The organism is Bacillus weihaiensis (genome assembly GCF_001889165.1).
Taxonomy (GTDB): domain Bacteria; phylum Bacillota; class Bacilli; order Bacillales; family Bacillaceae; genus Metabacillus; species Metabacillus weihaiensis.
This window is the reverse complement of record NZ_CP016020.1, coordinates 1,339,012-1,351,830: the sequence shown is the minus strand read 5'-3', so window position 1 is coordinate 1,351,830 and position 12,819 is coordinate 1,339,012. Positions and strand designations below refer to the sequence as shown.

Here is a 12,819-nt window from a genome sequence, read left to right as displayed (position 1 = left end):
CAGAATGTCACTACTTATTTAGCAATGTTTGATAGGAATTTTTTATTAGTAGGATCACATCGTCCCAGTGGTAGTTTTGAACAACATGAGTAAACCCACGATCGGCTACTTCCTTTCCTAACTCCCTATTTACTAGTATAGTACGCATTTCTTTTGCAAGGTCAGATGATCGAGAACTCTCAACTAAGATCCCCTTTCCATCCCCCACTATCTCTTTTAATCCACCTGTATGAAAAGCTATGACCGGTCTTCTACAAATCATTCCTTCAAGTGCAATGATTCCAAAAGGCTCATATAAACTTGGGATTATGAGCATTTCACATTGATGAAGAAGGCAATTTTTCTCCCTTCCCTTTACATGCCCAGTAAATATAACATCATCATCAATAGTTAATTCTATAGACTTTCGTATTAACACCTCTTCATATGGCCCTTCCCCAGCAATTATAAGCTTCAGGTCTTTATGAAATGGTTTTATTTCTTCAAATGCCATTAAAAGATACTCAAAGCCCTTTTCTTTCACTAACCTCCCCATTGCAAGTATAAATGGAGTAGGATACTGGTTATTTGATTCATTTCTAGGCAATTGATACTGACTTGGTAGTATTCCATTTGGAATGAGATCCATACATTCTTTTTCAATATCATAATCGCGATTCAAGAGAGAATACATATATGCACTACTAACAATCAGTCTGTCTGACTTTGTCATTAATTCCTTTTCATATGTTGTAATCATTTCAATAGGTTTAGTCTTTACTACAAGCTTCCTTTCTTTTTCTGTTGAATGAATCGTACTCATTAATGGTTTACCTAATTGCTTTTGTAAAGTAACAGCGGCCATACCCGTTAACCAATCATGGCAATGGATAAGATCAACGTCCTTATTCAATTCATGTAAAACAAATTGTACGATTCTAAAATTCAGATTACGTATATAATCTAAAAAATGAAGATGAACAGGGGTCCAGTTCTTTACATAATAAACGGTTACATGTTTTTTTACCTCAACATATTCTTTGCCAGAAATCGAGGGTGTAATGACAATGTAGGATAACCCTTGATTTTTTGAAGCTAAGGTTAAGTCTGTAACGTGTCTTCCTAACCCCCCAACCACATTTTCACCATACTCTGTTGTTAAACACAATACCGTTAAATTCTGCTTATTCATAAGTCGTATACCCTGAAAAAGTATTCTGATCATGATTATTTCCCTGGTTATATAAAGACCATTTCTTTTCAGAACTAATGTCAATTAAGCTATAACTATTAGACACACTCGTCTCTGAAGAACGCTTAATTGTGATAGATTCATTTTGTGAATTAACTACTTTTATCTCACAAGAATACACCCCGTTAGGAAGCTGATGAATTTGATAAGTACCAGATTGATCATAAATGATATATTCAGACGTGTATATTGACGAGAATTCATCAAAACTAGCATACAATACTAATTTCATTTGCAAATCCTGAAAAGATTCTTTAAGAAGCATATCAAAGCATTCTGCTGTTTGATCACTAATAGTCCAACTCACAACGATCGTTGTTTTATACAAAATCAGGTCAATACTATCCACATAAAAACACATCCCATTTCGAATGCTATTGGTAGCTTTCTCTTCTACTTTATTCTTTTTCACAGAAATCTCTTCTTTCTTTATGCTGTTACAACGAATTATTACATAAATATTAAATTCGTCAAAAATCTACATTTTCCTTTAAAATGACTTCTTTGGAGTAGCATTTTATGATATAAATGTATAGGGAAATATACAATAGAAGGTGAAAAAGATGACAATTATGATTATTATTTTGTTCATTATAAGCATTGTGCTTATCGGTATATCCTATTTTCAACGTGATAACGTTAAGGAACTAGAACAAGAATTAGACCATTTACAACTTTCAGCTATGCAAGAGATCTACAAGCTAAAGAAAAAAATGAGAATAGTAGAAGAAGAGTTGCTTCAAAATGATACACCGTTAAAAGAAACTACAACTAGTATGGCAAATGATGAAGCTCAAAATCCAGCTAGAATTTTAGCGAAATTCCGACAAGGAATGTCTTTAGAAGCAATAGCTTTATCCGAATCATCAACAGTAGAAGAAATTAAGTTAATTGTTGAAAAGAATGAGAGGTCTTTAACATGAGTAAAACAGGATTTCGAGCTTTTGCTGCTGGAATGATCGTTTCAACCTCTGTACTTGGAGCAACTTATCTTTTTTCAAACAACCAAGAATCTTCATCTCCTAAAGAAAAGCAAGAAATTTCTAAAGATGATGTGGAGGCATACTTATCAAATAACGGTGAAATCCCAATTAAAACAGAGGAATACGAACAGTTGTTAGCTGCAAAAAACGCATCGGTACAAGGTGAAACAAAAGCACCTGAAACAGAGCAAAAGACAGAGGAAATAGAAAAAACAGAGGAAACACCTAAAGCTGAAGAACCGAAAGAAGAGAAAAAAGAAGAAACCGTAACATATAAAGTGACAATAAAAGAAGGCATGACAACAAGTGAAGTGTCCGATCAGTTAGAGCAAAATGGAATTATCGAGTCATCTGGTGAGTTTGATCAATTTTTAATTAAAAACGAATATCACACAAGAGTACAATTAGGAACTTTTGAAGTAAAAAAGGGTATGACGTTTGAACAATTAGCAGATGCCTTTACTAGATAAAGAAAAGAGCCACTTGGAGCCCTTAACGGGTTCCTGTGGCTCTTTTTTTAAATTAGAGGGTTTAGGTATTCAAATCATATCTTTTTCCCTTTACTAAGTACATAATGCTCTCTGATATGTTAGTAGCATGATCAGCCGTTCTTTCAATATAACGACAAACAAACGCAAGCTGTGTTAATTGTTCCAAATATTGAGATTTCGACTCCATTAACATTAGGATGTCTTTCATACCTTCTCCGTATAAATCGTCCACTTGATCATCCATATCTGCCACTTTCTTAGCCAGAACAACATCCTCTTCATTAAAAGCTTTAATAGATAGTGATAGCATTTCAGTAGCAATTTCATGCATTTTTTTTATTGTTTCAATTGGTTTCACCAGAGGCTCTGTTCCAATTCTAATTGTAGATTTCGCAATATTCACTGCAAAATCAGCCATTCTTTCGATATCGCTAGAAATTTTTATTGCTACAATAATTCTTCTAAGATCTGTCGCTACAGGTTGCTGTTTTGCAATGAGAAGAATTGCGAGATCATTAATTTCTTCATCTAAGTCATCAACCCTATAATCATCTTCTATTATTTGTAGAGCCTTTTCGATATTTTGATTCTCTAATGCATCAATAGATTTATTTAAAGCTACTTCCGTAAGACTTCCGATTTCAATTAATTTATCACGTAAATTTTTTAAATCAAATTCAAATTTCTCCCTAACGGACATGCGAAAAACCTCCATTCCTTATACGTATTGTATTCCCAAGATAGATTCAAAGAAAACATTTAGAAATATAGTAAAAAGTGTCAGTTAATGTTCAACACAAATTTTTTTTAGTTGGTAGAATTATTCGCTATATATTCGCCATACATCTAGTTATAATGCTTGCCTTGGGACTCTTTCATTTGACTCCCCTCTTAAAGTACAGGAAAAATGGCAATAATATAGATATCATTCAAAACGAAATACGCTAGTAAGTAAAAGTAAAAGCGCTACTCTCTCAATACTAGAGCAGCACTTAGGATTTCTTTGATCACTTACTTAATCGTTACAATACAGAAAAAGTCGTACAATAAGTGTACGACTTCATAGGACTTATCCAAATCGACCTGTAATATAGTCTTCTGTACGCTTGTCAGAAGGATTAGAAAATAGACGATCAGTATCCGTATATTCCACTACTTCTCCATTAAGAAAGAATGCTGTACGATCAGATATACGAGCTGCTTGTTGCATATTGTGTGTAACGATGATAATGCTGTAGTTTTGTTTTAATTCTTGAATAAGTTCCTCGATTTTCAATGTAGAAATAGGATCAAGTGCAGATGTTGGTTCATCCATTAAGATAACGTCTGGCTCAATAGCTAAACAGCGTGCAATACATAAGCGTTGCTGTTGTCCACCAGATAGACCATATGCATTTTCCTTCAAACGATCTTTCACTTCATCCCAGATCGCGGCTCCACGTAAACTCTTTTCAACAATTTCATCAATTACTTTTTTATCTTTAATTCCGTGAATTTTTGGACCATAAGCAATATTCTCATATATTGACTTAGGAAATGGATTGGGCTTTTGAAACACCATTCCAACCTGTGTTCTTAGATCCTCAACTTGATAAGATTTATCAAAAATATTCTTGCCACGGTACAGGATTTGACCAGACGTACGTACTACAGGGATTAACTCAACCATTCGATTTAGTGTCTTAATATAAGTTGACTTACCACACCCAGATGGTCCAATAATAGCTGTCACATCATTCTCATAAATATCTAAATCAATGTTTTTTAGTGCTTGATCTTTTCCGTACCATAAATTTAAATTATCTGATTTATAGACAATACTCTTATTTGTATTTGCCTTATTTTTTTCTATTGCTTCTCTTTTAATTTTCACAGTATCCATTGAAAAACCCCTCCAATTAAAGCTTTATTAATAACGTTTTTGAAACTTATTTCTTATTAAAACTGCAACAGAGTTCATGACAATTAAGAAAATAAACAAGATAATGATTCCCGCAGCTGCAACGTCTTGGAATTCTGGTTGCGGTCTTGCCGCCCAGTTGTAAATTTGAATTGGCATCACAGTAAAGGTACTCATCACATTTTCTGGTAAGTAGTTAACAAAAGCGAATGCTCCAACAACTAATAAAGGTGCTGTTTCACCTATCGCACGAGAAAATGCTAAAATACTTCCTGTGATGATTCCCGGAATAGCAGCAGGTAATACCACTCTTAGGATAGTCTGCCATTTCGTCGCACCCATTCCATAAGATGCTTCACGTAAGTCTTTAGGTACAGAACGAATTGCTTCTTGCGATGCTACAACAATAACAGGCAATACAAGTAGCGCCATTGTTAATCCACCAGCTAAAATACTACGCCCTAGATCAAAGAAACGTACAAATACTGTTAAACCTAATAAACCGAATACGATTGAAGGTACTCCAGCTAGATTTGAAATGTTTGTTTGAATAAAAGCATTAAGCTTACTCTTCTTAGCATACTCTTCCAAATAAATCGCTGTACCAACTGCTAATATTAAAGCAATTGGAATTGTTACACCCATAACCCATAAAGATCCAACAAGTGCTGCTTTTATTCCAGACTGTTCTGGTTTTCTAGAAGCAAAGTTTTGGAAAAAATCAAATGAAATAAAGCTAAATCCTTGAGTGAATATCCGATAAAGTAATACTGCTAGCACCACTAAAGTAAAGAGTATAGCTACAACAAATATCCCTTTAAATAAATTGTTAACAGCTAATCTTTTACCCATATTTTTTGATACAGACTGTTTATCTATTAGTTTCATTTTAGTATTCCTCCCTATAACGACGAGAAATATATTGAGCTAATAAGTTCATGATCAATGTGAACAAGAATAATGTCATCCCAACAGCATAAATACTATAATAAACTGTCGTACCATACCCTGCGTCACCAGAACTAACTTGGACAATATAAGCAGTCATCGTTTGAATTGATTCAGTAGGATCGAATGTTAGTTTAGGAGTTGCTCCACCAGCCAACGTAACGATCATTGTTTCACCAATTGCACGAGAAATACCTAAAACGAATGATGCAACTATACCTGACATTGCTGCAGGTACAATGACTTTTAACGTTACTTCAAATTTTGTTGCTCCTAATGCAAGTGCTCCTTCTCTCATTGAATTCGGTACTGAGCTCATTGCATCTTCAGATAACGAAGCAATCATAGGGATTATCATAATTCCGACTACAATCCCTGGACTTAAAGCATTAAAGATAGACATATCTGGAATCAATTTTTGCAATAATGGTGTAACGAAAGTTAAAGCAAAGAATCCATATACAATTGTTGGAATACCAGCTAAAACTTCAAGAATCGGTTTAATGATCCTTCTTGTGCGATCTGATGCATATTCACTCAAAAAGATAGCGGATGCTAAACCAATAGGAACAGCAACAATAATAGCAATAACCGTAATTAATAACGTACCAGAAATAAGCGCCATAATTCCATATGAAGCATTTTCTTCAAAGAATGGATACCATTCTTTTGAAGTTATGAATTCAATAATTGAAACACGACTAAAAAATGTAACAGTTTCAAATATTAATGTTAAGACAATACCAACTGTTGTTAAAATCGAAATTAATGCTAATACAAAAAGTAAACTAGGAACCATTTTTTCCATAATTTGATTTGTGCTGTTTTTAGACTTTTTCTCTTTAATCATTTCACGCACAGTTTTGTTTATTGCTGCCATTTTTGAGAAGCCCCTTTCCAAGCATAAGGAAGATGAGAAACACAAGAATGTGCTTCTCATCGTCTAAGATATTTATTATTTTAAGCCTTCAAGAGTTTCAAGTTGAGTAGTATATTCTTCTTCTGGAAGAGATACATATCCAACTTCAGTAGCCAATTCAGCCGCATTTTCAAGGTAGAATTTCACATACTCATATACATGCTCTTTATCTTTAATAGAAGCGTTATTTACATAAATGAATAATGGACGAGATAGTGGATTGTAATCTCCAGATTCAACAGTTTCGTTTGTTGGCTCTACAGCTTCTCCTGCTTCATTTACGATAGGAACAACTTTTAAATTGTCTTTATTTTCTAAGTAGTAAGCATATCCAAAGTAACCAATACCATTTTTATCTCCAGTAACACCTTTTACAAGAGTGTTATCATCTTCAGATAGTTGGGCAGATTTAACAATTTGCTCATCTTCTAAAATTACTTCATTGAAGTAATCATAAGTACCTGAATCAGTTCCTGGTGAGAAGAATTTAACCTCTTCAGCTGGCCAATCAGGGTTAATGTCAGACCATTTTTTTACGTTACCATCTTCGATCCAAAGTTTTTTCAGATCTTCAACAGTTAATTGGTCTAAAAAGTCGTTTTCTTTATTAACAACTACAGAAAGACCATCGAATGCTACTTTAAATTCTGTAAATTCAATACCTGCTTCTTCAGCTGCTGTTTTTTCTTCTTCTTTAATTGGACGAGATGCTTCAGAGATATCAGTTTCTTTAGCGATAAACTTCTCGAAACCACCACCAGTACCAGATACTCCAATAGGAGCTTGTACTTTCGGGTGTACTCCAGCGAATTCTTCAGATACCGCTTCACCAATTGGAGCTACAGTAGAAGAACCGTCGATAGCAACTTCTCCTTCTAATTCAGCAGCTTCTTCTGAAGTTTCTTCAGAAGTCGCACCTTCTGTAGTCTCTTCAGTTGTTGTTCCTTCAGTAGCCCCTTCTTCTGCCTCGTTACCACATGCTGTAGCAAAAGCAAGTAGTGAAGAAATCATAATTGATAAAGCTAGAAACTTAAAGTTTTTCATTCTTTAATTCCCCCTAGAAATATTGGTTGTTTTGTCCTACGAGTATTAGAATAACTCTCTAGTATTAATGCCGTTTTAACTTAATGTAAAGGTTTTGTAAATTCGTGTGAGAAGTTGTCACATTTTGTTTGATACATGCATAAAAAATGCTTCTCTTGGTTATATACACTTAAGTATTAAACCAGAGAAGCATGTTTAGCTTTAATTTCCACTATTATCTCCATCAACAACATTTGTTTTTACTACAGAATTATCTTTTGATTTTTCAAGGGTAATATCGTCGGATTCAATTCTTACATGTCTTACGAAAAAGAAGATAATAAGATGTCCCATACCTATAATTGGTAATAATACAGGGATACTCTTCTTTTCATCAAATACTGTTATTGCAAAAATAAAGCATAAGATCGAAACAATTCTACCTGCATTTAAGAAGAGCTCCTTCACCACGATATACTCTATTCTCGCTTTTGCTGCATTCCAAGCCTTTCCAATCACATCGTATGTTAAGGACATGTAGGGAACAAGAAGCATTGGGTATCCAATAGCAATTAATCCTGCATAAATCAACAGCTTTGTATACGTTAAATCAAATATTAATAAAGAGATGGATAAGTAGAGGATTGAACCACCAATTAATATAAACGGTTTCCTACGATTTTTCTTAATAACCCTCGCAGCTATATAGTAAGAAAGAAAAGCAACACCAGAGTTAACCAAGCCAAAAGTTCCTAGTGCTAATTCACTTCCTGTCGTAATAAAAACAAACACCCCTATTATAAAAATAAAGGTTCCTTCTCTTAGTCCTTGGAAAAAATGCGCGCTTGTAATTAACCACCAGTTTTTATTGTTCTTGCGCTCTTTAATAATCCTAATAAAAAGATAATCCCCATCTGCTGGCCTTCTTTTTAGGAAAAAGCTCAAGATGACTGCACCTGAAAACAGTAATAAAGATATGCTGAAAATAGTTGTATATCCCGTAAAGTTTTCAAATCTAGAAATGATAAACCCTGCAATAATAGGGCCAATCATTCCAGCTGTTGAATTCATAATCCCTAAAAACCCATTAAAAAAATCCCTAGTCTCTGGCTCTGTTATTTCAAAAGTTAATACATTAAAAGCTAGCCAATAAAATCCATATCCTACTCCTAGTGTCCCTCCCAAAAGTATTAAGAACTTTGCAGCATTTGAGCCAATAATTAGGACCGATAAAAAGAAGATCGCTAAAAAAATAACCCCTAATCGTAATACCATGACACGATCTATTTTCTTAGCCAACCGACCTGCAACAATAAACGTTAAAGGTTGCAAAGTAACGATCGATAAATTGTAAATACCTAAATCTAAAAATTGCCCCGACTGTTTCCATAAATACACATTTACAAATGTATTTGATAAAGAAATACTTAATGAATATAATCCCCCAATACATAATAGGAGTAGCAAATCCTTGCTTACCTCTATGTCACCAAAAACTCTTTGTAATTTAGACATGTATATAACTCCCCTTCAACTTCTATACATAGTTTGTCTTATCCACATCTAGTTATGTATTTATGTTGTATTTGTATGAAGGGAATTTACCCAATAAGTAAAGGAGCTCTTTATATAAGCTTATATCTTTTTGATAAAAAAGAAGAACACCAATAAATGGCTCTAGTAAGGCATTAATTTCAGTAATTTGAATCTATAGAGCTTCAACGCTTTCAGGACGTAAAAAAGAGTACTTCCTCAAAATGTTGAAATAAGTAAGCCCATGCAAACGTATGAGACTTAGGGAAGGTCACTATGACTATTACACGACAAGGAAGCCTGCAATGAAAACAGTCAGATTTTCAATGCGTGGCCTTCATAGAAATTCACTAATTGGACTTTTTAAATATTGGAAATAATTATAAAAAAATACAGAAGAAAGGAAAAAGGGGAAATTGGATAGCAATAAAGCGGAGGAATACTACTTCACTTATTTGGTTCCCAAAAAAAGAAAGAGTGCTCACAAGGTCATTATTTACAACCCTGTGAGTCACCCTCCTTCAACTCAATTATTTTGCAGAAGTATAGCGTTTTGATACTTCATCCCAGTTTACAACATTCCAGAAAGAAGAAATGTAATCAGGACGACGGTTTTGATAATTTAAGTAGTAAGCATGCTCCCAAACATCTAATCCAAGGATAGGTGTTTTACCTTCCATTAGAGGAGAATCTTGATTTGGTGTGCTAGTAACTTCAATTTCACCATTATTTACAACTAACCAAGCCCAGCCTGAACCAAAACGAGTAGTTGCAGCTTTAGCAAATTCTTCTTTGAAATTATCATAGCTACCAAATTTAGCCGTAATTGCATCCGCTAATTCGCCTGTTGGCTCTCCACCACCATTAGGTGATAAAATTGACCAGAATAAGCTATGGTTTGCATGTCCACCACCATTGTTACGTACAGCAGGGCGAATAGCTTCTGGAACAGCATCTAAATTAGAAACTAGTTCCTCCACTGATTTGCTTGCAAGGTCCGCATGTCCTTCTAGTGCACCATTCACATTAGTGATGTAAGTATTATGATGTTTTGTATGATGAATATTCATCGTTTCTTTGTCGATATGTGGTTCTAGTGCATCGTATGCATAAGGTAATTGAGGTAATTCGTAAGCCATAATAAGTTTCCTCCTTAGAATATGTATAAATTTGAGCTTGCATAAGCTATTCAATTTAAGAGTACCAAAATTATTGATTTCTTTCAATTGAAAAGCTTTTCAATCATATAGTATGACCAAAAAAAGTGAAAGACTTCATTATTTTTATACCACTAAATAAATAAAGTAAACAATCATACAAATTTGGATTAGAGCTTTAGCTGCAACTCCAGATATAAAGCCTATAAGTGAGCCAATCCCACTTTTAAATGCATGTGATAGACTCTTCTTGTGGACGATTAGTTCAGCAATGATTGCACCTAAAAAAGGTCCAAGAATTATACCAATAACAGGTAAGACAAAAGGCCCTACTAGCAAACCAATCGTACTCCCCCAAATAGCAGCTTTACTCCCACCAAATTTCTTCACACCTATCATATTAGATAAATAATCAGCACCAAATAAAACAGCTACGAGTAAACCTTGTATCACCCAAAAAGAAAAGGGCAGACGTGTAAAACTAAATAAATAGCCATAGAGAACAAACCCTGCAATAAGAAACAAAACACTTGGGATAATAGGATAGATTAAGCCAATAAAAGCAATGATAAATAAACCAATAATGATAATCCAATATATTGTATCCATTTCCAATCTCCCTTTACATAGAATAAATTCACATTAAACAAAAAGGGTTGTTTTCACTGCACTATAAATTAGCTAAGAGAAATAAAAAAATAGCAAGGAGTACCTTGCTATCATTATACCTTAATTACTATATGATTAATCTCTATTGCCTAATACTGCTTCAGCAATATTTACAGAATGATCGCCAATTCTCTCTAAATTACTAATGATGTCAACAAAAATAATCCCTGCTGATCCTGTACATGTTCCCTCATTAATACGAAGGATATGCTTCTTACGTAATGTTCGTTCCATTTTGTCGATCTGTTCTTCTGATTTCAACACTTTTGACGCTAAAGCTGTATCTTTATCATCTAGTGACGTCAAGGCATCTTTTAAAGTTTGAATAGTTAATACAAACATCTCTTCTAGATCATTTTTAGCTGAATCCGTTAATTTTACTTTATTTGTTATCTGATAATTGACAAGTTCAACTACATTTTCAAAATGATCGCCAATTCTCTCAATATCTCTTACCGTATCTAATAGCATACTGTGTTCTTCAGATTCTGCTGGAGACATTTCGCTTCTTGAGATAAGAATCAAATAATCCGTAATTTTACGGTCCAGATTATTTATCGCATCTTCAAGCTGCATAGAAGTATCTGCGTGTTTCTGTTGGAAAGTCTTCTGATATTCACTAGAAGCTTCAAGCCCGATAACTGCAAATTTCCCCATTCTAAGTACTTCTTCCTTAGCTTGACCAAGAGCTATTGAAGAGGATTGTTCAATAAATATTGGATCTAAATGTTTCGGTTTATATTCCACAACCGAATCATTTCCAGGAATTAATTTTGTAACAATCCATGCCAGTACACCAATCAATGGTAATTGGATTAATGTATTACTAAAGTTAAAAGTACCATGAGCAAAAGCAATCGTCATTTCTGGATTTAATTCAAGTTTTAATTGTAAGAACTGAACAAAAATTGTAAACAATGGTAAAAAGATTAAAAATATTGTTGTACCTAAAAGGTTAAAAATGACATGTGTTAGTGCCGCTCGTCTAGCTGCAACTGATGCTCCGATTGATGCTAAAACAGCCGTAATCGTCGTACCGATGTTATCACCAAACAATACAGGCAATGCCGCTTTGATGTCAACTAAGCCTTGCCCAAAAAGCTCTTGAAGGATACCAATAGTTGCACTAGAACTTTGTACTATGACAGTAAAAATAGTTCCTACCAATACACCCAATAATGGATTATCACTCATACTAACTGTTAAATCCTGAAAGGCTTGGAGTGCACGAAGTGGTTTCATTCCTTCTCCCATTAAATCTAAACCAAAAAATAACGTACCGAAACCAAAGACAATTTGACCTAAACTATGAATTCTTTTCGATTTAAAGAAAAACAGTAAAACAGCACCTAGAGCAATAATAGGAAGAGCATAGTCTGATATCTTTATTCCAATAATAAATGCTGTAACGGTCGTACCGATATTTGCACCCATTATGACACCAATAGCTTGTCTAAGTGTCATAAAACCAGCACTAACTAATCCAACAGTTATTACAGTTGTACCACTACTTGATTGAATAAGTATAGTAACAATTATCCCTGCTAGTACACCCATTATTGGGTTTGTCGTAAACTTATCTAATATATCTCTAAGCTTATCTCCAGCAGATCTTTGGAGACCATCTCCCATATACTTAATTCCAAATAGAAATATCCCAAGACCTCCTATGAATTCAAAAATCATCTTCTGGATATCTAATTCCAAAATTTTCAACCCCTCAATCTTCTTCGTCTATTTTCGACAATTTCTACAACCCCTACAATTATTAACGAAATATTGATTTAATGTAAAGGTTTTTCTTAAAAAATTTACAATAAATTTACGAAACAACTTTAAAGTTTAAAGCGAAGCTTATTTCTTCTGTTATCTTGTATTATTAAACTAACCAATATAAAATATAAGTCGTGCATGCTATTACATATATTTGATAATTAAAAATGGAGTAAAAAGGATACTCATGGT

General features: G+C 33.9%; 13 protein-coding genes. 2 read left to right on the top strand and 11 right to left on the bottom strand.

The features are described from left to right. Positions 1 to 10 precede the first annotated feature (10 nt). Positions 11 to 1,171, bottom strand: coding sequence for a glycosyltransferase family 4 protein (locus A9C19_RS06400; protein ID WP_072579172.1), 1,161 nt, complete (start codon positions 1,169 to 1,171; stop codon positions 11 to 13). Then, complete coding sequence (locus A9C19_RS06395; protein WP_072579171.1) at positions 1,164 to 1,643, bottom strand: hypothetical protein; 480 nt, start codon at positions 1,641 to 1,643, stop codon at positions 1,164 to 1,166. Before A9C19_RS06395 ends, A9C19_RS06400 begins: the two co-directional genes overlap by 8 nt. Positions 1,644 to 1,794: 151 nt before the next feature. Here A9C19_RS06395 and A9C19_RS06390 point away from each other — a divergent pair, with 151 nt between their 5' ends. Further along, a complete protein-coding gene (locus A9C19_RS06390) occupies positions 1,795 to 2,154 on the top strand; it encodes a hypothetical protein (protein ID WP_072579170.1) in 360 nt (119 codons plus the stop codon). Next, on the top strand, positions 2,151 to 2,684 hold the full coding sequence (locus tag A9C19_RS06385) for an endolytic transglycosylase MltG (RefSeq protein WP_072579169.1): 534 nt from the start codon (positions 2,151 to 2,153) through the stop codon (positions 2,682 to 2,684). The genes A9C19_RS06390 and A9C19_RS06385 overlap by 4 nt, the downstream gene beginning before the upstream one ends. 61 nt (positions 2,685 to 2,745) lie before the next feature. Here A9C19_RS06385 and phoU read toward each other — a convergent pair whose 3' ends face one another. From phoU to A9C19_RS06340, 9 genes are all read right to left on the bottom strand, one after another. Continuing rightward, positions 2,746 to 3,405 carry a phosphate signaling complex protein PhoU gene (gene phoU, locus A9C19_RS06380; RefSeq protein WP_072579168.1) on the bottom strand — a complete coding sequence of 220 codons (660 nt, stop codon included), beginning with the start codon at positions 3,403 to 3,405 and terminating at the stop codon, positions 2,746 to 2,748. A 369-nt stretch (positions 3,406 to 3,774) separates the two neighbouring features. Then, positions 3,775 to 4,587 (bottom strand): phosphate ABC transporter ATP-binding protein PstB, encoded by an 813-nt coding sequence (pstB, locus tag A9C19_RS06375; protein WP_072579167.1) that lies wholly within the window; start codon positions 4,585 to 4,587, stop codon positions 3,775 to 3,777. 27 nt (positions 4,588 to 4,614) lie between these two features. Further along, positions 4,615 to 5,493, bottom strand: coding sequence for a phosphate ABC transporter permease PstA (gene pstA / locus A9C19_RS06370; protein WP_072579166.1), 879 nt, complete (start codon positions 5,491 to 5,493; stop codon positions 4,615 to 4,617). Between the two features lies 1 nt (position 5,494). Beyond that, a complete protein-coding gene (gene pstC, locus A9C19_RS06365; RefSeq protein ID WP_072579165.1) occupies positions 5,495 to 6,433 on the bottom strand; it encodes a phosphate ABC transporter permease subunit PstC in 939 nt (312 codons plus the stop codon). 75 nt (positions 6,434 to 6,508) lie between these two features. After that, complete coding sequence (locus A9C19_RS06360) at positions 6,509 to 7,516, bottom strand: PstS family phosphate ABC transporter substrate-binding protein (protein WP_072579164.1); 1,008 nt, start codon at positions 7,514 to 7,516, stop codon at positions 6,509 to 6,511. A 201-nt stretch (positions 7,517 to 7,717) separates the two neighbouring features. Then, positions 7,718 to 9,010, bottom strand: a complete 1,293-nt coding sequence (locus A9C19_RS06355) for an MFS transporter (protein WP_072579163.1) — start codon at positions 9,008 to 9,010, stop codon at positions 7,718 to 7,720. A 548-nt stretch (positions 9,011 to 9,558) separates the two neighbouring features. After that, the gene (sodA, locus tag A9C19_RS06350; protein ID WP_072579162.1) at positions 9,559 to 10,167 is read right to left on the bottom strand and encodes a superoxide dismutase SodA; all 609 of its coding nucleotides are present in this window, start codon (positions 10,165 to 10,167) and stop codon (positions 9,559 to 9,561) included. Between the two features lie 144 nt (positions 10,168 to 10,311). Continuing rightward, positions 10,312 to 10,794 (bottom strand): DUF456 domain-containing protein, encoded by a 483-nt coding sequence (locus A9C19_RS06345; protein ID WP_072579161.1) that lies wholly within the window; start codon positions 10,792 to 10,794, stop codon positions 10,312 to 10,314. 135 nt (positions 10,795 to 10,929) lie between these two features. Then, complete coding sequence (locus tag A9C19_RS06340; protein WP_199445813.1) at positions 10,930 to 12,561, bottom strand: Na/Pi cotransporter family protein; 1,632 nt, start codon at positions 12,559 to 12,561, stop codon at positions 10,930 to 10,932. Positions 12,562 to 12,819 lie beyond the last annotated feature (258 nt).

Bases quoted from the DNA above. Each gene is read 5' to 3' on its own strand.
- A9C19_RS06345 (WP_072579161.1), bottom strand. From the start codon at position 10,794: ATGGATACAATATATTGGATTATCATTATTGGTTTATTTATCATTGCT.
- A9C19_RS06400 (WP_072579172.1), bottom strand. From the start codon at position 1,171: ATGAATAAGCAGAATTTAACGGTATTGTGTTTAACAACAGAGTATGGT.
- phoU (WP_072579168.1), bottom strand. From the start codon at position 3,405: ATGTCCGTTAGGGAGAAATTTGAATTTGATTTAAAAAATTTACGTGAT.
- pstC (WP_072579165.1), bottom strand. From the start codon at position 6,433: ATGGCAGCAATAAACAAAACTGTGCGTGAAATGATTAAAGAGAAAAAG.
- A9C19_RS06390 (WP_072579170.1), top strand. From the start codon at position 1,795: ATGACAATTATGATTATTATTTTGTTCATTATAAGCATTGTGCTTATC.
- pstB (WP_072579167.1), bottom strand. From the start codon at position 4,587: ATGGATACTGTGAAAATTAAAAGAGAAGCAATAGAAAAAAATAAGGCA.
- A9C19_RS06385 (WP_072579169.1), top strand. From the start codon at position 2,151: ATGAGTAAAACAGGATTTCGAGCTTTTGCTGCTGGAATGATCGTTTCA.
- A9C19_RS06360 (WP_072579164.1), bottom strand. From the start codon at position 7,516: ATGAAAAACTTTAAGTTTCTAGCTTTATCAATTATGATTTCTTCACTA.
- pstA (WP_072579166.1), bottom strand. From the start codon at position 5,493: ATGAAACTAATAGATAAACAGTCTGTATCAAAAAATATGGGTAAAAGA.
- sodA (WP_072579162.1), bottom strand. From the start codon at position 10,167: ATGGCTTACGAATTACCTCAATTACCTTATGCATACGATGCACTAGAA.
- A9C19_RS06355 (WP_072579163.1), bottom strand. From the start codon at position 9,010: ATGTCTAAATTACAAAGAGTTTTTGGTGACATAGAGGTAAGCAAGGAT.